At 63.2% G+C, this 19,701-nt stretch carries 20 protein-coding genes; 6 read left to right on the forward strand and 14 right to left on the reverse strand.

What is annotated here, in order from left to right:
* The first annotated feature begins 176 nt into the window (after nucleotides 1-176).
* Nucleotides 177-965: a ferredoxin--NADP reductase gene (locus AC1VWL_RS10750; protein ID WP_482986674.1), complete on the forward strand. Its 789-nt coding sequence runs from the start codon at nucleotides 177-179 to the stop codon at nucleotides 963-965.
* A 128-nt stretch (nucleotides 966-1,093) separates the two neighbouring features.
* Here the strand turns inward: AC1VWL_RS10750 and AC1VWL_RS10755 are convergent, their stop codons facing one another.
* Nucleotides 1,094-1,573 (reverse strand): glutathione peroxidase, encoded by a 480-nt coding sequence (locus AC1VWL_RS10755; RefSeq protein WP_482986675.1) that lies wholly within the window; start codon nucleotides 1,571-1,573, stop codon nucleotides 1,094-1,096.
* Nucleotides 1,574-1,727: 154 nt separating this feature from the next.
* On the opposite strand from AC1VWL_RS10755, the gene AC1VWL_RS10760 reads away from it, so the two are divergent.
* The gene (locus AC1VWL_RS10760; protein WP_481534193.1) at nucleotides 1,728-3,899 is read left to right on the forward strand and encodes a M3 family metallopeptidase; all 2,172 of its coding nucleotides are present in this window, start codon (nucleotides 1,728-1,730) and stop codon (nucleotides 3,897-3,899) included.
* A 377-nt stretch (nucleotides 3,900-4,276) separates the two neighbouring features.
* Here AC1VWL_RS10760 and AC1VWL_RS10765 read toward each other — a convergent pair whose 3' ends face one another.
* The 7 genes from AC1VWL_RS10765 to AC1VWL_RS10795 form a co-directional block, all read right to left on the reverse strand.
* A complete protein-coding gene (locus AC1VWL_RS10765; protein ID WP_482986676.1) occupies nucleotides 4,277-5,284 on the reverse strand; it encodes an HlyD family secretion protein in 1,008 nt (335 codons plus the stop codon).
* A 9-nt stretch (nucleotides 5,285-5,293) separates the two neighbouring features.
* Complete coding sequence (locus AC1VWL_RS10770) at nucleotides 5,294-5,491, reverse strand: DUF1656 domain-containing protein (protein ID WP_282270361.1); 198 nt, start codon at nucleotides 5,489-5,491, stop codon at nucleotides 5,294-5,296.
* Complete coding sequence (locus AC1VWL_RS10775; RefSeq protein WP_482986677.1) at nucleotides 5,481-7,625, reverse strand: FUSC family protein; 2,145 nt, start codon at nucleotides 7,623-7,625, stop codon at nucleotides 5,481-5,483. Before AC1VWL_RS10775 ends, AC1VWL_RS10770 begins: the two co-directional genes overlap by 11 nt.
* Nucleotides 7,626-7,632: 7 nt before the next feature.
* The gene (locus AC1VWL_RS10780; RefSeq protein ID WP_482986678.1) at nucleotides 7,633-8,127 is read right to left on the reverse strand and encodes a MarR family winged helix-turn-helix transcriptional regulator; all 495 of its coding nucleotides are present in this window, start codon (nucleotides 8,125-8,127) and stop codon (nucleotides 7,633-7,635) included.
* A gap of 90 nt (nucleotides 8,128-8,217) precedes the next feature.
* Nucleotides 8,218-9,333, reverse strand: a complete 1,116-nt coding sequence (gene cfa, locus AC1VWL_RS10785; protein WP_482986679.1) for a cyclopropane fatty acyl phospholipid synthase — start codon at nucleotides 9,331-9,333, stop codon at nucleotides 8,218-8,220.
* 17 nt (nucleotides 9,334-9,350) lie between these two features.
* Entirely contained in the window at nucleotides 9,351-10,178 is an 828-nt protein-coding gene (locus AC1VWL_RS10790) for a DUF3298 and DUF4163 domain-containing protein (RefSeq protein ID WP_482986680.1), read from the reverse strand.
* A gap of 60 nt (nucleotides 10,179-10,238) precedes the next feature.
* Entirely contained in the window at nucleotides 10,239-10,532 is a 294-nt protein-coding gene (locus AC1VWL_RS10795) for a GNAT family N-acetyltransferase (protein WP_482986681.1), read from the reverse strand.
* Nucleotides 10,533-10,731: 199 nt separating this feature from the next.
* Here AC1VWL_RS10795 and AC1VWL_RS10800 point away from each other — a divergent pair, with 199 nt between their 5' ends.
* A complete protein-coding gene (locus AC1VWL_RS10800) occupies nucleotides 10,732-10,896 on the forward strand; it encodes a hypothetical protein (protein WP_482986702.1) in 165 nt (54 codons plus the stop codon).
* A gap of 132 nt (nucleotides 10,897-11,028) precedes the next feature.
* Here the strand turns inward: AC1VWL_RS10800 and AC1VWL_RS10805 are convergent, their stop codons facing one another.
* A complete protein-coding gene (locus AC1VWL_RS10805; RefSeq protein WP_282270348.1) occupies nucleotides 11,029-11,649 on the reverse strand; it encodes a rhomboid family intramembrane serine protease in 621 nt (206 codons plus the stop codon).
* A gap of 2 nt (nucleotides 11,650-11,651) precedes the next feature.
* Nucleotides 11,652-13,220 carry a POT-type proton-dependent oligopeptide transporter gene (locus AC1VWL_RS10810; RefSeq protein WP_481534199.1) on the reverse strand — a complete coding sequence of 523 codons (1,569 nt, stop codon included), beginning with the start codon at nucleotides 13,218-13,220 and terminating at the stop codon, nucleotides 11,652-11,654.
* Between the two features lie 178 nt (nucleotides 13,221-13,398).
* Between AC1VWL_RS10810 and AC1VWL_RS10815 the strand changes: the two genes are divergently transcribed.
* Nucleotides 13,399-14,208 (forward strand): endonuclease/exonuclease/phosphatase family protein, encoded by an 810-nt coding sequence (locus AC1VWL_RS10815; protein ID WP_482986682.1) that lies wholly within the window; start codon nucleotides 13,399-13,401, stop codon nucleotides 14,206-14,208.
* A 223-nt stretch (nucleotides 14,209-14,431) separates the two neighbouring features.
* Here the strand turns inward: AC1VWL_RS10815 and AC1VWL_RS10820 are convergent, their stop codons facing one another.
* A complete protein-coding gene (locus AC1VWL_RS10820; RefSeq protein WP_303746572.1) occupies nucleotides 14,432-15,043 on the reverse strand; it encodes a superoxide dismutase in 612 nt (203 codons plus the stop codon).
* Between the two features lie 261 nt (nucleotides 15,044-15,304).
* On the opposite strand from AC1VWL_RS10820, the gene AC1VWL_RS10825 reads away from it, so the two are divergent.
* The gene (locus AC1VWL_RS10825; RefSeq protein WP_482986683.1) at nucleotides 15,305-15,769 is read left to right on the forward strand and encodes a guanyl-specific ribonuclease; all 465 of its coding nucleotides are present in this window, start codon (nucleotides 15,305-15,307) and stop codon (nucleotides 15,767-15,769) included.
* Nucleotides 15,766-16,212 carry a barstar family protein gene (locus AC1VWL_RS10830; RefSeq protein ID WP_282266007.1) on the forward strand — a complete coding sequence of 149 codons (447 nt, stop codon included), beginning with the start codon at nucleotides 15,766-15,768 and terminating at the stop codon, nucleotides 16,210-16,212. Before AC1VWL_RS10825 ends, AC1VWL_RS10830 begins: the two co-directional genes overlap by 4 nt.
* A gap of 3 nt (nucleotides 16,213-16,215) precedes the next feature.
* Here the strand turns inward: AC1VWL_RS10830 and AC1VWL_RS10835 are convergent, their stop codons facing one another.
* The 3 genes from AC1VWL_RS10835 to AC1VWL_RS10845 all read right to left on the reverse strand — a co-directional run bounded on the left by AC1VWL_RS10835 (nucleotide 16,216) and on the right by AC1VWL_RS10845 (nucleotide 19,688).
* Entirely contained in the window at nucleotides 16,216-16,725 is a 510-nt protein-coding gene (locus AC1VWL_RS10835) for an SRPBCC family protein (RefSeq protein WP_482986684.1), read from the reverse strand.
* A gap of 558 nt (nucleotides 16,726-17,283) precedes the next feature.
* Complete coding sequence (locus AC1VWL_RS10840; protein ID WP_482986685.1) at nucleotides 17,284-17,712, reverse strand: VOC family protein; 429 nt, start codon at nucleotides 17,710-17,712, stop codon at nucleotides 17,284-17,286.
* 86 nt (nucleotides 17,713-17,798) lie between these two features.
* A complete protein-coding gene (locus tag AC1VWL_RS10845) occupies nucleotides 17,799-19,688 on the reverse strand; it encodes an ATP-binding cassette domain-containing protein (protein WP_296246612.1) in 1,890 nt (629 codons plus the stop codon).
* Nucleotides 19,689-19,701 lie beyond the last annotated feature (13 nt).

Genomic DNA, 19,701 nt, shown 5'->3' on the forward strand with positions numbered 1-19,701 from the left:
GTCATTCTTTGCAGTGAGCCCCTCCTGTAGTGCCGAGCCATGCTCGGCTGTGGCTCTAGCTATAAAGCCCATGCCGTGAATGGCTCGGCACTATCCACACTTCGGTCAAATGAGATTCATTCCCATTTATGGGAAATCGGCTAGAATAGACCGGTCTCCAATCTACGAATCACGGCATGTCTTCCGCTTTTGGCGCCGAAACGGTGCTTGAAGTCCGTCACTGGACGGACGCCTACTTCAGCTTCTCCACCACCCGCGACAGCGGCTTCCGTTTCGAGAATGGCCAGTTCGTGATGATCGGGCTGGAAAACGAAAACGAAGGCGCCCGCCCGGTGTTGCGTGCCTATTCCATCGCCAGCGCCAACTGGGAAGAGCAGCTGCACTTCTTCAGCATCAAGGTGCAGGAAGGTGCACTGACCTCGCGTCTGCAGCACCTCAAGCCCGGCGACAAGGTGTTGGTTGGCAAGAAGCCCACCGGCACCCTGCTGATCAGCGATCTGCACCCCGGCAAGCATCTCTACCTGCTGGGCACCGGCACCGGCCTGGCGCCGTGGTTGAGCGTGGTCAAGGACCCGGAAACCTACGAGCGCTTCGACAAGGTGATCGTCTGCCACGGCGTGCGCTACGAGAAGGATCTGGCCTACCGCGAGTACTTCGAACAGGAACTGCCGAACGACGAGATCCTCGGCGATATCGTCCGCGACAAGTTGCTGTACTACCCGGCGGTCACCCGCGAGCCCTTCCCCAACCAGGGCCGCCTGACCTCGCTGATGGAAAGCGGCCAGATGCAGGAAACACTCGGCCTGCCGCAGCTGGATCCGGCCAACGACCGCTTCATGATCTGCGGCAGCCCGCAGATGCTGGCCGACCTGCGCAGCGTGCTGGACGCACGCGGTTTTGAGGTGTCCACGCGCATCGGCACGCCGGGTCACTACGTGTTCGAGCGCGCTTTCGTAGAAAAGTAAGCGCGTCTCTCGAGTGGCTTATGGCCTTCAGCCGTAAGCCGCGGAGGCTCGAATCATTGGATCGCGGAGCTGTCAGGTCATTCGGCAATACCAGCTTCGCGGCTTACGCCGCTCCCACACCACCACGCCTACAGCGCTGCCTTGATATCCGCCTCCAGCGTCTCCGGGCGTGCGGTCGGTGCGTAACGGGCAAGCACCTGCCCGTTGCGGCCGATCAGGAACTTACTGAAGTTCCATTTGATCGCGGCGATGCCCAGCGCGCCGCGCTTCTGCCGCTGCAGCCACTGCCATAGCGGATCAGCGTCGGCACCATTGACCTTGAGCTTGGCCGACAGCGGGAAACTCACCCCGTAGTTGATGCTGCAGAAGTCCTGGATGGCGGCGGCATCGCCCGGCTCCTGGTGGCCGAACTGGTCGCAGGGGCAGCCCAGCACCACCAGCCCCTGCGGACCCAGCTCCTGCCACAGCTGCTCCAGCCCTTCGTACTGTGGGGTGAAGCCGCACTTGGACGCTGTGTTCACTATCAGCAGCACCTTGCCATCAAAGGCGGCCAGCGGCAGCGGACGGCCATCCAGTGCGGTCAACTCGAAATCGAAGGCATTGGGCATGGCGCGGCTCCTGACAGAACCGCCAGCGTACGCCATCGCGGCGTCAACGGCATGCAAGATGTGGCCTTTCAGCGCAACCATGCCATTCGACACACCCCTACGGGCGCGCCTGCAGGTACCCTGAAAGATCAGTCTTTTTACCGGAGTTTCCGCCTTGAACACCCGTCTCGCCCTCGCCCTTGCCGCGACCCTGGGTCTTGCCCTGCCGGCCTACAGCCAGGCCGCACCCACTGCGACCACCCAGTCGGCCCAGCAGGCCAATCCGTTCTTCGCTGAAAGCCCGCTGCCGCTGCACTACCCGCAGTTCGACAAGATCAAGGACGCCGATTTCGCGCCGGCCTTCGACGCTGGCATGGCCCAGCAGCTGCAGGAAGTGGAAGCGATCGCCAACAACCCGGCCGCCCCGACCTTTGAGAACACGCTGATCGCGCTGGAAAACAGCGGCGCCGTGCTCGACCGCGCCACCACCGTGTTCTTCGCGCTGATCGGCGCCGACACCAACGACGCGCGCAAGAAGCTGCAGGCCGACTATTCGGCCAAATTCGCCGCGCACAGCGATGCCATCAATCTCAACGGCAAGCTGTTCTCGCGTATCGAGACCCTGTACAACAACCGCGCCAACCTGGGCCTGGACGCTGAAAGCCTGCGTCTGGTCGAGAAGTACCGCGACAACTTCGTCCGCGCCGGTGCCAAGCTGGGCGATGCCGACAAGGCCAAGCTCAAGGACATGAACGCCGAGCTGGCCAACCTGGGCACCAAGTTCAGCCAGAACGTGCTGGCCGAGGTCAACGCTTCCTACATCGTGGTTGATGACGTCAAGCAGCTTGATGGCCTGTCGGCCGAGCAGATCGCTGCCGCCGCCGAAGCTGCCAAGGCCCGCAAGCTGGATGGCAAGTACGTCATCGCCCTGCTCAACACCACCGGCCAGCCGCCGCTGACCAACCTGGCCAACCGCGAACTGCGCCAGAAGATCTACGAAGCCTCGATCTCCCGTGGCAGCAAGGGTGGCGAGTACGACAACACCGCGCTGGTCTCGCGCATCATGACCCTGCGCGCCGAGAAGGCCGCGCTGATGGGCTTCCCGAACTTCGCCAGCTACTCGCTGGGCAACCAGACCGCCAAGACCCCGGAAGCGGTCAATGCCATGCTTGGCCAGCTGGCTCCGGCCGCCGTCACCAACGCCAAGCGCGAAGCCGCCGACCTGCAGGCGATGATCGACAGCGAGCAGAAGGCCGCCGGCAAGCCGACGTTCGAACTGCAGCCGTGGGACTGGGCCTTCTACAGCGAGAAGGTGCGCCAGGCCAAGTACAACTTCGACGAATCCCAGCTCAAGCCCTACTTCGAGCTGAAGAACGTGCTGGAGAACGGCGTGTTCTTCGCCGCCGGCAAGGAATTCGGCCTGAGCTTCAAGCAGCGTACCGACCTGCCGGTCTACCACGACGACGTCACCGTCTATGACGTGTTCGACGCCGATGGCAGCCAGCTGGCGATCTTCATCTTCGATCCGTATGCACGCGAGTCCAAGCGTGGCGGTGCATGGATGAATGCCTACGTGTCGCAGTCCGGCCTGACCGGCGACAAGCCGGTGGTCGCCAACCACCTCAACATCCCCAAGCCGCCGGCCGGCAAGCCGACCCTGCTGACCTGGGACGAAGTGACCACCACCTTCCACGAGTTCGGCCACGCCCTGCACGGCATGTTCTCGGACGTGAAGTACCCGTACTTCGCCGGCACCGCGGTGCCGCGTGACTTCGTCGAGTTCCCCTCGCAGGTGAACGAGATGTGGTCCGACGAGCCGACCATCCTCGCCAACTACGCCAAGCACTACCAGAACGGCTCGGCGATGCCGCAGGCGCTGCTGGACAAGGTGATTGCCGCGTCCAAGTTCAACCAGGGCTTTGCCACCACCGAGTACCTGGGCGCAGCGATGCTGGACCAGAACTGGCACCAGATCGGTGTTGGCCAGATCCCGGCACCGAAGGACGTGATGAAGTTCGAGCATGAAGCACTGGTCAAGGACGGCATCTACTACGCGCCGGTCCCGCCGCGCTACAAGACCCCGTACTTCAGCCACATCATGGGCGGCTACTCGGCTGGCTACTACGCCTACATCTGGTCGGAAGTGCTGGATGCCAACACCCAGAAGTGGTTCCGCGAGAACGGCGGCCTGTCGCGCGCCAACGGCGACCACTTCCGCAAGACCCTGCTGTCCAAGGGTGGCAGCGTTGATGCGATGGAGCTGTTCCGCAACTTCGCCGGCCACGAGCCGCAGATCGAGCCGCTGCTGGAGAAGCGTGGCCTGACCACCGGTGCTGCTGCCAAGTAAGCAGTTGCTGGTTTTGGTGGAATGAAAACGCCCGGCTTTGCCGGGCGTTTTTTTTTGCTGTGGGATCAAGTCAAAGGCTCCCCTCATCCGCCCTTCGGGCACCTTCTCCCGCAAGAGGGAGAAGGGAGCCGTCGGACACTGCTGGGCCTGCAGCATCGCTTGCGCTCAAGCATTGCGCAGCCAGCCAACAGCACACGGAAAGCCAGCCATCCCTTCTCCCGCCTGCGGGAGAAGGTGCCCGGAGGGCGGATGAGGGGGCTTTGTGCTTTGTGCTTTGTGCTTTGCGCTTCTGGCTTTGCGCTTCTGGCTTTGCGCTTCTGGCTTTGTGCTTCTGGCTCCGTACAACCAACCCGCCCCAGTCACAAAGCAAACCCAACTCAGCCTTGCCGCCCACGCTCCACAATCACCGTAGCGGTCATGCCATTGGCCAGCACGACGCCCTTCGCAAACGAACCCGCGTCCAGCTTGATCCGAACCGGAATCCGTTGCGCCAGCCGCACCCAGTTGTAGGTCGGGTTCACATTCGCCAGCAGGTCACTGCCGGTCGGGCTATCCGCATCGGTGATGCCATGCGAAATACTCTCGATATGGCCGTGCAGCTCCTGCCCGCTCATCAACTGCACGCGGGTGCCGTCGCCCACATGCAATTGCGCCAGCTTGGTCTCTTCGAAATAACCGTAGACCCAGAACGAATTGGTATCGATCACCGCCAGCTTGGCCGCACCGGCAGTAGCGTAGTCGCCCTGCCGCACTTCCAGATTGGTCACATAACCATCCACCGGCGCGCGCACCTGGGTGCGTTCCAGGTTCAACTCTGCAGTATCCAATGCCGCCTGTGCCTGCTCCACTGCAGCCAGTGCCTGCTGCTGTGACGCACTGGCCTGCTGACGGCTTGCCTGCGCCTGTGCCACCCCGGCGCGCGCCGCCTGCGCAGCACTGAGCGCATCGGTACGCGCTTCTTCGGAGATCAAGCTTCCAGTAATGCGCTGGCGGCGCTCGTACTGCTGCTCGTAGCGAGTGGCATTCGCACTCTGCTGTGCAGCTCCCGCCGCCGCTACCTGGATGCTTGCACCAGCCGCACGTGCCGCGGCCTGTGCGGCAGCCAGATTACCGCGTGCCTGGTTCAAGGCGTTCTGGTAGCGCGCCGGGTCGATCTGGTAGAGCACGTCACCGCGCTTCACCAACTGGTTGTCACGCACCGCGACCGCGCTGACCGGGCCGGAGACATCCGGCGCCACGCGTACCACTTCCGCGCGCAAGCGGCCCTCCCGGGTCCACGGCGAGTACATGTAATGCCGCCACATCGCCATCGCGATCAAGGCAGCTATCGCCACCACCACGGCGGTGATGGAGAAACGAAGAATGGATTGGACTTTGGGGGTCATGGGGAATTCTCAGAACAGCAGCAGGCCGAAGCCACCAAACAGACAGATGAAGACCGCGGTGCGGAACAAGGCCGGGTGCCAGACGTTGCGGTACCAACCGCGACGGCCAGCCAGCGTGTCCAGCGCCCACAGCGCGATGCAGACCAATACGAACAACAACAGCAACCCGGGAAACAGGGTTCCCGCGAATGCAATCTCAATGGGCATGGCGAGGTGCCTCCGGCTTTGAATCAGTGGGTGCGATGTAGGCGGCCATGACCGAGCTGTCATCCACCATCGCCAATCGCACCAGGCGCAGGTGCAGCAGCACCCGCGCGGCGACACCGCCGTCGACGGCCTGTGCGCGCGCCAGCGCGATGGCCTCGGTCAGCGCGGTGTCGGCGCGTTGCCATGCCGATGCATCCGGCAGGGCGAAGAAATCGGCCAAGGCCCGTACCACCGAATCCACGCACTGGCGCAGTTGCGTCGATGCCGGTTCACGCGCCACATCCTGGCGCAGGTGGATCAGGGCGCGGCCGGTTTCGTTGACCGCCAAGGCCCAGGCCAGCTGCTGGCGGGACTCATCGCTGCCCGCCGCCGTGTGGGTGACGATCTGGTGCAGCAGGTCGCTGTTGATGCTTTCGAAACGGTGCTGGAGCCCACGCAACGGCGCCTGCGCCGCCAAGCGCACCTGTGCGCGCAAGCCCGCCATCTGTCGCCGCCGCAACCATGCCGTGCCCACCAGCGGTGGCATCAACGCGAAGCTCAGTACCGCCGCGCCCATCGCCATCATCTGTGAGGTGCCTTCGTTGAAGAAGCGCACCGGGTCGAAGGCGTGCACGCTGGTGATGGCCAGGATATTGACCAGGCCCATCGTATAGCCCAGCCCGAACACCGACAGCTTGGGGCGGCTGACCATATAGGGGCCGACCACGAAAAACGGCAGCAACCCCGCAACCAGCAGGACGAAACCTTCCATCCGGGTCAGCACCATGTAGTCACAGACATAGGCTGCGAACACGCCAAGCAGATAGCCCCAGGCGACTTTGCCGGTCATCCGCGCCGCATTTGGCATGGTGGCGAACAAGCCGGAGAAGATGGTTGCCAGCAACATCACGTTGACCGCCATCGCCCAGCCACTGGCGGCCCATAGCGCACCCAACAGCAGCATGGTGATGGCTGTGCGGGTGAACGCCACCGCGGCACCGAGATAATCATTGCCGCGGATGAACTGCGCACGTGCATCGTCTTCGGTCGGTGCGACCTGCAGCGTCAGCTGCCGACGTGCATGCACGTAGTGTTCAAGCTCCTTGACGAAGCGCCGCAACAACTGCGCCCCCACATCGAAGTCCTCGACCTGGGTGACGTCGCCCAGAGCAGCCCGCAGCTCGACCGAGCGCGCAGCAAGGCCTTTGCGTACGGCGTGGATCTGCTCTGCCAGTTGCGCCGGCGATTGTTCACTGGCTTGCAGGGCGGCACCCAATGGCAGGTACAAGGCCTGCAGCGCCTGGCCCGCGGCCGGGTCGGGCTGGCGAAGCAAGCGGTTGATCAGATGGTGCAGGGACTGGAACGTGGTCGACGCCGCCATGAAGCGCTGGTTGAAGCCCTGCAGGTGCGCGCTGCGCGCACGCGCTTCCCCGTCTTCGAAGATCACCGAGCTGCGCAGATCCTCCAGCGTCACCGCGTCGCGCACCACGCGCAGATGTGCCTGCTCCATGCGCTCGCGTGGCACCTCGCCAAGCAGGGCGCCACGCATGAAACCAAGGAAACTCTCATACTGGTTGTTCACCGCCGTGCGCAAGGTGTCACGCAGGCGCACCGGGAAAATGGTATCGCTAATCACCGCGGTCACCAGCAGGCCCAACAGCACCTCGCTGATGCGCGCCACCGCCGAATCGAAGATCTGCCCGGGATGGGTGGAGATCACCGGCAAGGCAATGATGGCCGCGGTGTAACCGGCAAGCACGAAGGCATAGGACTTGAAGTTGCGATGCAGGGTAGCGCCGGCCACACAGCCAGCGATCCACAACGCCATCAGCAGCAGGAAGGGTTCGCGTTGCTGTGGGAACAACGCCACGATCAGCAGCGCGGCCGCCGCACCGGCAAAGGTGCCGAGCACCCGGTAGAAGGCCTTGGCAAGCACCATGCCGCTCTGCCGGTGCATGACGATGACCGTGGTCATCATCGCCGTACCCGGCTGTGGCAGTTGCAGGCGCATGGCCAACCAACCGGTCAGGAAGAAGGCCACGGTGGTGCGCAGTACGAACAGCCAGGTGTCAGCCTCGCCCTTGAGGAAGCCGCGCATGCCGGCATACCAGGGCGTCGTCGCCGACGCGCTTACCGATGATGGGATGGCAGACATGGCGTACTCAGATGGCCTCGATGCCATCAAGCATCTTTTTCAGTAGCCGTTCGAGCTGGTGCTGCTCACTCTCATCCAGGCCCTGTACCTGCAGGACCAGCAGTTCGGCCATCTCCGGCAGCAGGCTCTGGATGCAGGCCAGGCCTTTTTCGGTCAGGTGCAGACCCAGTTTGCGCCGGTCATTGGTGTCAGGAATCCGCTCCAGCAGGCCCTTGTTGCAGAGCTGGTCGGTGAGGCGGGTGATGTTGGCGGACTTTTCGGTGGCGGCCTCGGCCAGTTCCGAGGGGTTCAGCGGGCGGTCCGGCGTGCCGTACAGCATCATCAGAATGTTGTATTCGGCGTGGCTCAGGTCGAAATCACGCAACACCGCGTTGGCGCGGTCATGGACGGTCTTGTAGATGCCCTTGACCAGACGCACCAGCACCGCCGGCTCACGGGGAAAGCCCGGCCAGCGGGCGCAGGTGGCATCAATCCGGGTCTCGGTCGCGTCGAAGCTGCTCATGGGCTATCCGGCTCATTCTGGGATGAGGCAGATAATACACATGTGTAATATAAACTTTTAAATCAATTTTGCGCTGACAGCGTTCCACGTTCAGCGTGGCGCCAGATAACCCTCACGAACCCCGCGCGGCGACAACAGCAGCTGCCACAGCTGCGAGTGGCGGGTACGGAAGGTCGCCATCGACGCAGCCAGGTAGAAGCGCCACATGCGCCTGAAACGCTCGTCGTAGCGCGCGTCCAGTTGCTCCCAGGCCGCTTCCACGTTGTCGCGCCAGGCCTGCAGGGTACGGTCGTAGTCGGTACCGAAGTTGTGCCAGTCCTCCAGCACGAACAGCCCTTCCATCGCATGGGTGATCTGCGCCGCCGAAGGCAGCATCGAGTTGGGGAAGATATATTTGGCGATCCACGGGTCGGTGCGGTCGCGGCTGACATTGGTGCCGATGCTGTGCAGCAGGAACAAGCCCTGCTCGCCCAGGCAGCGCCTGGCGACTTCGAAGTAGCTGCGGTAATTCTTGACCCCGACGTGCTCGAACATACCCACCGAGAACACGGCGTCGAAGTGCTCGTCCAGCTCGCGGTAGTCCTGCAGGCGTATCTCGACCGGCAGGCCGGCACACAGTTCACGGGCAAACGCGGCCTGCTCCTGCGAGATGGTTACGCCCACGCCGCGCACGCCATAACGCTCGGCCGCGAACTTCAGTGCCTCGCCCCAGCCACAGCCGATATCCAACACACGCATACCCGGCTGCAGGCCGAGCTTGCGGCAGATCAGTTCGAGCTTGGCTTCCTGCGCGTCGTCCAGATTGCTGGCATTGCGCCAGTATCCGCAGCTGTAGACCAGCCGCTTGCCAAGCATGGCCCGGTAAAGGTCGTTGCCCAGGTCGTAATGCCGCTTGCCGACCTCGTAGCTGCCCTGCCCGCTCTGCAGGTTGAACAGCTTGGCCTTGAGCGCGTCCCAGACTTCGTCGCTGCCATGCACGCGCTCGTCCAGTCGCGCATCCAGCAGGTGGGTGAGCAGGCCATCCAGCGAATGCGCCTGCCACCAACCTTCCATGTAGCTCTCGCCCAGACCGAGCGAGCCTTCGGCCAGCACCCGCGCATAGAAGCGTGGGTCGAGGATGTCCAGGTCCTGCGGCCTGTCACCGCCTGGGGTGATATCGGCCTCCTGCAGCAGTGCTTCCACACGTCGTTGCAGCCCTGCATCCATCACTGACCTCCTGAGTATCAGGGGCGTGCGAACAGCCCCTGGTAAGCCGCCGCGACATGCGGCAACAACACTGACGCCGGCACATCCACCGTCTGCGTGCCATCCGAATACGGCCCCACCTGGTAGGGCGGGAATACGAAGCGCAGCGCAGAAATCTTGCCGGCCGCATCCAGCACGGGCTGGAACTGACCGAAGTTGGTGGCGTCGGCGGTGGTGCCTTCGTCGATCATCTTGGACAGGTTGCGGACCTGGGCCTGCTGTTCTTCCGGCGACATGTCCTCGCCCTGCGCACGCACGGTGGCCTGCTCCAGCAGCTTGTCCTCGGTGAAATCGCTGATCGCCTGCCAGCCCTTGGTCGTGGTGATCAGGTCTTCTGCCTTGAGCAGTTGCTGCTGCTCGGGCAGCCATACAAAACGGGCTACCAACGGCTGGCCGTGGGCGCCACCGGTGTAGCTGCTGCCATCGGCGGAAACCGCGACAACCGCCGGTGATTCCACCAGCATGTCGAAGGCCAGTGACAATTCATACGGGGCGGTGGGCTTGTCATTGCCCAGCTCGGACACCGACTTCAACAGGTCAGCCTTGGCATGGCCTGCATAATCGCTCAGCGCATTGGCCAGACCCGGGTACTTGGCGGCTGCCGGTGGGTAGCTGATACCAATGACATAGCTTGGGGTGTTTTCAATCACATCGCGCAGATCAGCTGCCGCAGGTGCGACCGCAACCGGTGCCTGCACCGGTTCCGCGGCCGGTGCGACCGGCGCACCTTGCTCATCCTGCTTGCAACCAGCCAATGCCAGCAGCAATACCGCTGCGGCAGACGATCCCCGTACCAACCTGTTCATGCCCTTTGATCCCTTGGAGGTGTGTGCGGCCGCCCGGTCGGGCTTGGCCATGCCAGCGAATTATCCCAGCAGGTCTGCATATTCGCCATGACGTTGCATGAAAGCTGCGGCATAAGCGCAGGCCGGTATCACCTTCCAGCCTGCAGCGCGTGCATGCTCCAGCGCGAACCGGGTCAATGCCGCGGCAATACCACGCCCGCCGATGGCCTCCGGCACCCCGGTATGGGTGATGACCATCACGCCGCCGTCCAGTTCGTAATCCAGCACCGCGCGCTGACCATCAACCAGGGTCTGGAAGCGGCTTGCAGCCGCGTCATGTTCGATATCTGGAACTGGTGGTTTGCTCAAGCTCATGAGGACTCCTGCGGAACGCGGTGGACTTGGTGAAAGCGACGTGATGACGCGAGCTGGCGGTCGGAAGCGCCACTTTGCGTCACTTTCCGACATCGGCGCCAGCAGCGCCACTGCCATCAAAGCATGGACTGCGTCTCAAAAGCTGGCACGGGATTTGCTGCGTATACCCGCAAACAACAGCTGACAGCCGAGGTGTCCCGTGTTCGACAACGACCGCACGATGCAGATCCCGTCCAACGACCATGACTCCACCCTGCTGGAAGGCCTGTTCCAGCTGGCCGTCGCTGGCGACACCGACGGCTGGGAATTCAAGAAAATCGACAACGAAGTCTATTCGCGTCTGCTCGACAGCTACGCCGCCTGAGCCAGCCACCAGCGCTCACGCGTGCGGCGCGTCCAGGGCGCAGCTGCCATGAACGAAACGGGGCCGCGACGACACGATGCGCGCGGCCCCCGGCATGAGGGGCGATACAGCCCCCAGCTCCCTCTCCGCTGATCAGAAGCGGAAAGTAGGATTCATCAGACTCTGCAGGAAGTGCTGCAGCAGCTCCGGCTCCATGATCAGCATGAACATCACACCGAAAGCGGCACCGGCAAGGTGCGCGCTGTGATTGACGTTGTCCCCGCCCTTCTTGTCCATCCAGATGCTGTAGCCGACGTAGAACGCGGCATACAGAATGGCCGGCGCCGGGATGAACATCACCAGGATCAGCTTCCACGGCGCGATCAGGATGTAGGCAAACAGCACAGCCGACACCGCCCCTGAAGCACCCAGACTCAAATAGTTCGGATTCTTCTGGTTCTTCAGGTAAGTCGGCAGGATCGATACCACCAGCGCCGACAGGTAGAACAGCGGATAGACCCACCACTGCCCGGTGGTGCCGAGCATGATGACCTCGATCGAGCGGCCGAAGAAATACAGGGTCACCATGTTGAACAACAGGTGGCCGAAGTCAGCATGGATGAACCCGTAGGTCACCAGCCGGTCGTACTGCTTGTGCTTGTCGATCGCCGGCGGCCACAGGATCAGCCGATCAGCCAGCTTGCGGTTGTTGAACGCCATCCACGACACCAGCGCGGTGATGGCGATCAGGATCAGGGTTATCGGTCCTTGCATGTTCAAACCGCCCGGTAGTTGTCGACCATCTTGTAACGGCGTGCGTAGATACCGAACGCCAGCGCCGCGATGAAGGCAAAGCCAGCGAAGAAGAACATCAGGAACGCCGTTTCGCTCAGACCGGTACTGGCAATACGGTCGGTGACCGCGTGGTTGCGCACCGCCGCGTTGGACAGCAGCACCCACAGGTTACCGATGGTGGTGGTCAGGTTCCAGAAGCTCATCACCACCCCCTTCATGGATGCCGGTGCCTGGCTGTAGGCGAACTCCAGACCGGTGGCCGAGACCAGCACTTCACCGAAGGTCAGCAGCGCATATGGCAGCACCTGCCAGAAGATCGACATGGCATCACCACCGTCCATGACCACCTGGATGCCACCCACCACGATCCAGGCCAGGCCACTGAAGGCGATACCGGCGGTCATGCGCCGCAGCGCGGTCGGCTCGAAGCCGAAACGACGCAGCGCCGGGTACAGCACCAGATTGTTGAACGGGATCAGGATCATCACCAGCAGCGGGTTAAGCGCCTGCATCTGCGAGGCGGTGAACCAGCTGGGCATGCTCATCTGCTGGCCCTGCAGCACCCAGGTCGAGGCCTTCTGGTCGAACAGGGAGAAGAACGGGGTGGTCAGAGCGAAGATCACCAGCACCTTCAGCACCGAACGCACGCCTTCGACAGCCGCCTCCGGGTGCACGCCGCGAGCGCGGTCCAGCTGCAGCATGGTGCCGCCGCCAATACCGGCCAGCACTGAGACCAGCGCCAGACACAGACAGATCACGATGCCCAGGCTGGGCACCAACGCGAACGAAGCCAGCGCCAGCACCACGCCCAGCACCGCCACCACCAGACCCATGCGGCCCTGACCCGGGGCTTGTGCCAGCAGCGCGGTACGCACCACGTTGGCGAAGGAATGCGGGTCCTTGGGCGGCAGCGGCACCAGCACGTAGCGCTTGCGTCCCAGCCAGAACACGAAGGTGGCCACGAACATCAGGATGCCGGGAATACCGAACGCCCACTGCGGGCCGAGGTTCTTCAGCGCCAGCGGAATCAGCAGCGAGGCGAACAGCGAGCCGAAATTGATGATCCAGTAGAACGCGTCAAACACGATCTTGGCCAGATGCTTGTTGCCCTGGTCGAACTGGTCACCCATGAACGAAGCGACCAGCGGCTTGATGCCGCCGGCGCCCAGCGCGATCAGGCCCAGGCCCAGGAAGAAGCCCTGGCGGTTGCCCTCGAACAAGGCCAAGCACAGATGGCCGACGCAGTAGATCAGGCTGAACCAGAGAATGGTGTGGTACTTGCCGAAGAAGCGGTCGGCCAACCAGCCACCGAGCAGCGGGAAGAAATACACGCCGATCATGAAGCTGTGCATGATGTCCTTCGCCTCGCCAGCACGGCCTTCGGCGGTGATCTCCTGCAACAGCAGCGAGGTGATCAGGAACTGCACCAGGATGTTGCGCATCCCGTAGAAGCTGAAGCGTTCGCACGCCTCGTTACCGATGATGTAGCCGATCTGGCGCGGCATCTTTGCCTTGGGGTTCGGGGCTGCTGCCACGTCGTTGGTCGTCATCTGCGGGCGATCCGTGAATACAAAGGTTGCAAGCGTAACGCATCAAGCCGCCCGCCAGACCGGTTCAGCCCAGCAAAACACCTACCGCCCGCACCAGCAAAACCTGAGTGCCAGCGCATGCACGCCCCTTCCACGCGGAAAGCATTAGCATGACAGCCCCTCATCTTGAGGCGTTGCAATGCTGCGCTGGGGCTGTTTTGGACTGCTTGTCCTGTCATTTGGTGTCATGGCCGAGCCGGTGTTGCCGGTCATCAAGGTAGCCAACCTGCGTCTCCCCGACAGTGGTGAGGTCTGGACCGGCCAGCGCGACCGGATCGCCGCACTGATCCAGGACCTGCGGCCGGACGTGATCGTGGTACAGGACGTGCGCCAGCTGACCAACACCCCCAACCCTGCCTGCTGGCTGGGCAGCCGACTCAAGTACAGCTGTGATTTCGTCAGCGCCGACCGCCCCAGCCAACCGGTGCGCCGCGGCAATGCGGTACTGACCCGCCTGCAGGCACAGCAGGACGGCATCACCCTGCTGCACGGCGACGACGCCCCCACTGCCGCCGGCATGCAGCGCCTGCAGCTGCAACAGGCGCAACTGAACATCTACGCCGCCAGCATGTGCCCCGGCGACAACAATCCGGTCGCACGCGGCCATCAGGCTGCCGACCTGCGCTCATGGATGGATGCCACGGCTGATGGCCTGCCGTCGCTGATCATCGGTGACTTTGCTGCGCCCACCGAGGAGCTTGTTCGGCAACTGCCGGGGTATCAGCCCGCACGCAGGAATCCGTCCAACCGTCGAGGCGATGCCCGCCTCGCAAGCGATGCGCAGCATGGGCTGGATGTGCTGTACCAGGTCCGCAGCTTCGCCGACATCACCCAGCAGGCGATCCAGCTACCCGCCACTGACGCGCAACCCACGCCCGAGCCACTAGGCATGATGGCAACGCTGCGCATCACCCGGGTCCCCGCGCCTGATGACGCCGAGCAACCCTGACGCGGCAGTTGCCGACGGTCGCTTGTGGGAGCGGCGTCAGCCGCGAAGCTGGAGCGTCATCAGGTTGCCAGTTTGGCCGCAGCCGGAGCAGTTCCGGCTTCGCAGCTGACGCCGCTCCCACAACATCGGGCTCGCGGCGCCATCAACGACGAAGGCCGGGCTATGCCCGGCCTTCGTACTGGCGACCGCCCCGACATGGGGCGACCTCTTCATGCCACCGCTATCAGGCAATCGCTTCCTGGTAACGACGCTCGACCTCGTTCCAGTCGACCACATTGAAGAACGCGCCAATGTATTCCGGGCGACGGTTCTGGTACTTCAGGTAATAGGCGTGTTCCCACACGTCCAGCGCCAGGATCGGGGTGTTGCCGTCCATCAGCGGGCTGTCCTGGTTGGCCGAGGACTCGACGACAACCTTCTTGTCCGGGGTGACGCTCAGCCACGCCCAGCCGCTGCCGAAACGGGTCAGCGCGGCCTTGGTGAAGGCTTCCTTGAACTTTTCGAAACCGCCCAGCTGCGATTCGATGGCCTTGCCCACGTCACCGACCGGCTCGCCGCCGCCATTGGGCGACATCACGGTCCAGAACAGCGAATGGTTGGCATGGCCGCCACCGTTGTTGCGCACCGGGCCCTGCAGGTTTTCCGGCAGCGACTTGGTCTTCTTCACCAGCTCATCAACCGGCAGATCGGCGTATTCGGTGCCTTCCAGCGCAGCATTGACGTTGTTGATGTAGGTCTGGTGGTGCTTGCTGTGGTGGATCTCCATCGTGGCCGCATCGATATGCGGTTCCAGGGCGTCGTAGGCGTAAGGCAGCTTGGGCAGGGTGTAAGCCATGAGGGATCTCCTTTGGATAGCCGGTTTCTGTGTCTGGTCGAAAAACCAGACGGTGCGCTATCAATGGTAGGGACGATGCAGCAACTTACCAAGGGTGTTGTAGAGGAAACTTTGTCCCGCGCTTGGGCGATGGACACCGCAGGGGCGATCTGCGCGATCGTTGTTACCGTTGCGTGAAGCCAGCCTACTGAACCATCTGTTCAACAAACCCGCTGTCATGGCGTGATAATCGTCACCTGTCCCGGAATTTTCCTACTGCCCATGCGCAAGCCCTTACTCCTGGTCGTCGCCATTGTCCTGCTGATCGGCGGACTGTGGGGCATGCGCGTGCTGCAGCAACCTGCACCACCGCAGTTCGCGCCGTCGCTGTCGCAGGATTTGCCTGTAGCGGCCGAGACCAGCCAGAACGGACGTAGCGACGAGCGCAGCAAAGATCCGCTCCCGGCTTTCCTGCCGGCAGAAGCGCGCGCGACCATCGACTTGATCCAGCGCGGCGGACCGTACCCGCATCGCCAGGACGGCAGCACCTTCGGCAACCGCGAGCGCCAGCTGCCACAGCGCCCGCGTGGCTATTACCGCGAATACACCGTGGATACCCCCGGTCTAAGCCATCGTGGCGCCAGACGCATCGTCACCGGCGGTGACCCGCCGGATGCCTGGTACTACACCGACGACCACTACGAGAGCTTCCGCAGCTTTGAAGTCCCCGCCAGGAGTACGCCATGAGTGACAGCGGTTTCGATATGGGCCTGGAGGATGTCAGCCAGGCCGGCGTCTACGGCGTCGGCGATGGCGACCTTGGTGGCTTGGCGGCGGTTGCACGCGATGCAGGGCTGCGTGTGTGCCGCATCGACCTGGAAGGCTGCGCCGACAAGCGCACCTTGCTGATGCGACTCGGCACGCAACTCGACTTCCCCGCAGGCTGGAGCCGCAACTGGGATGCCCTGTCCGATGGCCTGCGTGACCTGTCCTGGTTGCCTGCCAACGGCTATGCATTGCTGTTCAGCGATGCCAACGACCTGCGCCAGGGCAGCCCGGCGGACTTCGATACCTTGCTGGATGTGCTCTCCGAAGCCTCCGCCAGCTGGGCCGAGGACAAGGTGGCGTTCTGGGCTTTCCTGGAACTGCCGGGCGGTGGCGAAGAAGCAACTGCCGACGAGGAAGAATGATCCTCAGCGGGTGGCCTGCAGCCAGCGTGCCAGGCCGTCCAATTGCTGCGCCTGGACCTTGTCCACCACCGGCGCCAAGGCGCTGAGGTCGTCTGGGCTGTAGCCGCCAGCCCGGTAGCGCCACGTCACCCGGGTAGATGTACCTTCTGCCTGCAACGTCCACTCGGCGACGCCATGCAGGCCCATGCCCTGCATCGGTCCAAGTCCGCCAGTCATGCGCAGGGTTTTTCCCGGATCGACAAACACGACCTGCAGGTGCTGCGCCTGTTGCGCGCCAGCAATTTCACAGAAACAGCCACCAGCGCGGGCATCGATGGACAGTTTTGCTGCCTTGCCCCACCAGCTGTGATCTTTCGGCCACCAATGATCGATGTCGGCGGTCATCGCCTGCCAGACGCGCTCGGGTGATGCTGGAATCAGGACGGCGTTCTCGACGGTGAAGCCCGCTGCTGTGGCGTCTTTGACTTCGGCGTATGCGGGCAAGGCGAAGGCTGTTGCGAGCAGCAGGAGCATAGTGAGTCTACGGTGCATGGCTGCTGCTCTTGTTGAATGGCATGAGCATGCGCGGAGCATGGTTGGGCCGCAAGCGCTTGGGCTCATGGCGAAGAGCACCCTTCCCCTGAACCTTCGCCACAAGGGAGGTGGCGTAGTGCCGAGCCATGCTCGGCAGGGGCCTTCCCAGCAACCCATCAACGCTCCAGTTGCAAGCCCCAAAAACCAAAATCAAAAGCTCAAAGCACCCCTCCCCACCCCTCCCCTGCACCTGCGGTGCAAGGGAGGGAGCGAAGCGCAGAGCCCCCCCTTCGGCCGAGCAGCTGAGCCCTCCCTTTCGCGCAGCGAAGGGGAGGGTTGGGAGGGGTGCGTTTGATCTTCGCCAATTGCGCGATTGCAGGACTACTGCGAGACGCCCCCTCCCCCACGCGGTTGTAGTGCCGAGCCATGCTCGGCAGAAGCCTTCCCAGCAATCCATCGGCGCGGCAGTTGAACTCCGTGAAACCTGCGGATCAACAGCTCAAAGCACCCCTCCCCAGCCCTCCCCTGCACCTTCGGTGCAAGGGAGGGGGCAGAGCGTCAGCGCACGTCCGCCGAAACCGGCCCCTTCAATTCAATGGTGTTGCCATCCGGATCTCTGAAATACAGCGACAGCCCATCCCCTTCAGCGCCGAAATTCACTTCGGCTGCCGCCACCGGCGTTGCGCCATGCAAGGAAAGATATGCCACCAAGCTGGCCTCATCGAAAGGCTCGATCCGCAGGCACAGATGATCAACATTGCGCGCCTCCGGTCCCGGACCCGCGCCACCGCGCGCACCCAAGCTGCCATCCAGACTGATGAGGTCGATCATCGACGCGCCTGCACGCAGATGCACCAGGCCAAGATGGTCGCGTCGACGCACCACCTCGCAGCCGAGCACGGTTGAATAGAACGTAATGCTGCGCTCCAGGTCGCGGACCCGGAACACCACATGGTCGATACGTGCAACGTCGAACGGCCGTTTCATCATCACCTCACAGCATCCATGGACACCATCCTGCCGCCCTCGGCGAGGACGGCAGGTGAAGCAAGGCGTGGCCCATCAGAACCGGTTCAGGCGTCCAGTTCCTGCCAACGTGCGTAGGCGGCATCCAGTTCGGCCTGCACCTTGGTCAGCTGCTGCGTGTGGGCAGTGACTTCAGCGCTGCTGCGGGTGTAGAACGAAGGATCGTTCATTGCCGAGGTCAGGCCTTCCACGTCCAGCTCCAGCTTTTCGATCTTGGCCGGCAACTGTTCCAGCTCGCGCGCATCCTTGAAGCTCAGCTTGCGCTTAGGTGCGGCATCAGCAACCGGAGCCGCAGGCGCAACAGCGGGTGCTGCCGTCGCCGAAGCCTTGGCCACCGCCATTGCGGTCTGGGTCGGTGCCGGGCGCTGGCGCAGCGAGTCGCTGTAGCCGCCAATGTAATCGCCCACCTTGCCCTCGCCTTCCAGCACCAGCGTGGAGGTCACCACGTTGTCGAGGAAGTCACGATCATGGCTGACCAGCAGCAAGGTGCCGGTGTAATCCGCCAGCAGCTCTTCCAGCAGTTCCAGTGTTTCCACATCCAGGTCGTTGGTCGGTTCGTCCATCACCAGCAGATTGGACGGCTGTGCGAACAACTTGGCCAGCAGCAGGCGGTTGCGCTCGCCACCGGACAGGCGGGTGATCGGCGCGCGTGCGCGTTCCGGGGTGAACAGGAAGTCCTGCAGGTAGGCATGCACATGCTTGCGCTTGCCGTTGAGATCGATGAAGTCCGCGCCTTCGGCCACGTTCTCGATCGCGCTCCAGTCCTCGCGCAGGGTGGCGCGGTACTGGTCGAAATAGGCGATCTGCAGGTTGGTGCCCTGGCGCACTTCGCCGCTGTCCGGCTGCAGTTCGCCCAGCAGCAGCTTCAGCAAGGTGGTCTTGCCGCTGCCGTTGGGGCCGATCAGGCCGATGCGGTCACCGCGCAGGATGGTGGTTTCGAAATCCTTGACCATCACCCGCTCGCCGAACGAGAAGGAGATGTTCTTGATGTCGATGACCTTCTTGCCGGAGTTCTCGGCACCGGCCGCTTCCAGCTTGACGTTGCCACCGAGCTCACGGCGCTGGCTGCGCTCGTTGCGCATCGCCTTGAGCCGGCGCACGCGGCCTTCGTCGCGGGTACGGCGGGCCTTGATGCCTTGGCGGATCCAGACTTCTTCCTGCGCCAGCAGCTTGTCGAAGCGGGCGTTTTCCTGCGCCTGCGCGTTGAGGCGCTCTTCGCGGCGGCGCTCGTAGTTGTCCCAGTCGCCCGGCCAGCTGGTCACCTGGCCACGGTCGATCTCAACGATGCGGGTAGCCAGGGCGCGTAGGAAGCGGCGGTCATGGGTGACAAACACCACGCAGCCGTTCCAGCCCTTGAGGAAGGTTTCCAGCCAATCGATGGCTTCGATGTCCAGGTGGTTGGTCGGCTCGTCGAGCAGCAGCACATCAGGGCCGGCGACCAGCGCACGCGCCAGCAGCACACGGCGCTTCATGCCGCCGGACAGACGGCCGAATTCGGCGTCGCCATCCAGGTCGAGCTTGGTCAGGGTTTCCTCGACGCGCTGGTCCAGGCCCCAGCCATCGGCGGCATCGATCTTGGCCTGTACATTGCCCATGGCCTCGCCATCGAAGACCTCGGCGTGGCTCAGGCGGTGGAACTCGGCCAGCCAATGGCCGAGCTCGCCAAGACCATCGGCGACCACGTCGAACACACTGCCGGCAGCGCCATGCGGCACTTCCTGCTCGAGCCGGGTGACGCGCACGCCCTGCTGTACGCGCACCTCGCCGTCATCGGGCTTGAGCTCGCCAGCCATCAGCTTCATGAGAGTGGATTTGCCGGCGCCGTTGCGGCCGATCAGGGCGATACGCTCGCCAGTCTCGATCGACAGTTCGGCTTTTTCCAGCAACAACGGGCCGCCGACGCTGTAGTCGACGTTCTGCAAGGTAATCAAAGGCATGGGCGTATTGTAC

The sequence above is a fragment of the Stenotrophomonas sp. STEN063 genome, assembly GCF_056854515.1.

Excerpts from the sequence above, each read along its gene's own strand:
- AC1VWL_RS10750 (WP_482986674.1), top strand. The coding sequence starts at position 177 with ATGTCTTCCGCTTTTGGCGCCGAAACGGTGCTTGAAGTCCGTCACTGG.
- AC1VWL_RS10755 (WP_482986675.1), bottom strand. The coding sequence starts at position 1,573 with ATGCCCAATGCCTTCGATTTCGAGTTGACCGCACTGGATGGCCGTCCG.
- AC1VWL_RS10765 (WP_482986676.1), bottom strand. The coding sequence starts at position 5,284 with ATGACCCCCAAAGTCCAATCCATTCTTCGTTTCTCCATCACCGCCGTG.
- AC1VWL_RS10770 (WP_282270361.1), bottom strand. The coding sequence starts at position 5,491 with ATGCCCATTGAGATTGCATTCGCGGGAACCCTGTTTCCCGGGTTGCTG.
- AC1VWL_RS10775 (WP_482986677.1), bottom strand. The coding sequence starts at position 7,625 with ATGTCTGCCATCCCATCATCGGTAAGCGCGTCGGCGACGACGCCCTGG.
- AC1VWL_RS10780 (WP_482986678.1), bottom strand. The coding sequence starts at position 8,127 with ATGAGCAGCTTCGACGCGACCGAGACCCGGATTGATGCCACCTGCGCC.
- cfa (WP_482986679.1), bottom strand. The coding sequence starts at position 9,333 with ATGGATGCAGGGCTGCAACGACGTGTGGAAGCACTGCTGCAGGAGGCC.
- AC1VWL_RS10790 (WP_482986680.1), bottom strand. The coding sequence starts at position 10,178 with ATGAACAGGTTGGTACGGGGATCGTCTGCCGCAGCGGTATTGCTGCTG.
- AC1VWL_RS10795 (WP_482986681.1), bottom strand. The coding sequence starts at position 10,532 with ATGAGCTTGAGCAAACCACCAGTTCCAGATATCGAACATGACGCGGCT.
- AC1VWL_RS10805 (WP_282270348.1), bottom strand. The coding sequence starts at position 11,649 with ATGCAAGGACCGATAACCCTGATCCTGATCGCCATCACCGCGCTGGTG.
- AC1VWL_RS10810 (WP_481534199.1), bottom strand. The coding sequence starts at position 13,220 with ATGACGACCAACGACGTGGCAGCAGCCCCGAACCCCAAGGCAAAGATG.
- AC1VWL_RS10815 (WP_482986682.1), top strand. The coding sequence starts at position 13,399 with ATGCTGCGCTGGGGCTGTTTTGGACTGCTTGTCCTGTCATTTGGTGTC.
- AC1VWL_RS10820 (WP_303746572.1), bottom strand. The coding sequence starts at position 15,043 with ATGGCTTACACCCTGCCCAAGCTGCCTTACGCCTACGACGCCCTGGAA.
- AC1VWL_RS10825 (WP_482986683.1), top strand. The coding sequence starts at position 15,305 with ATGCGCAAGCCCTTACTCCTGGTCGTCGCCATTGTCCTGCTGATCGGC.
- AC1VWL_RS10830 (WP_282266007.1), top strand. The coding sequence starts at position 15,766 with ATGAGTGACAGCGGTTTCGATATGGGCCTGGAGGATGTCAGCCAGGCC.
- AC1VWL_RS10835 (WP_482986684.1), bottom strand. The coding sequence starts at position 16,725 with ATGCTCCTGCTGCTCGCAACAGCCTTCGCCTTGCCCGCATACGCCGAA.
- AC1VWL_RS10840 (WP_482986685.1), bottom strand. The coding sequence starts at position 17,712 with ATGAAACGGCCGTTCGACGTTGCACGTATCGACCATGTGGTGTTCCGG.
- AC1VWL_RS10845 (WP_296246612.1), bottom strand. The coding sequence starts at position 19,688 with ATGCCTTTGATTACCTTGCAGAACGTCGACTACAGCGTCGGCGGCCCG.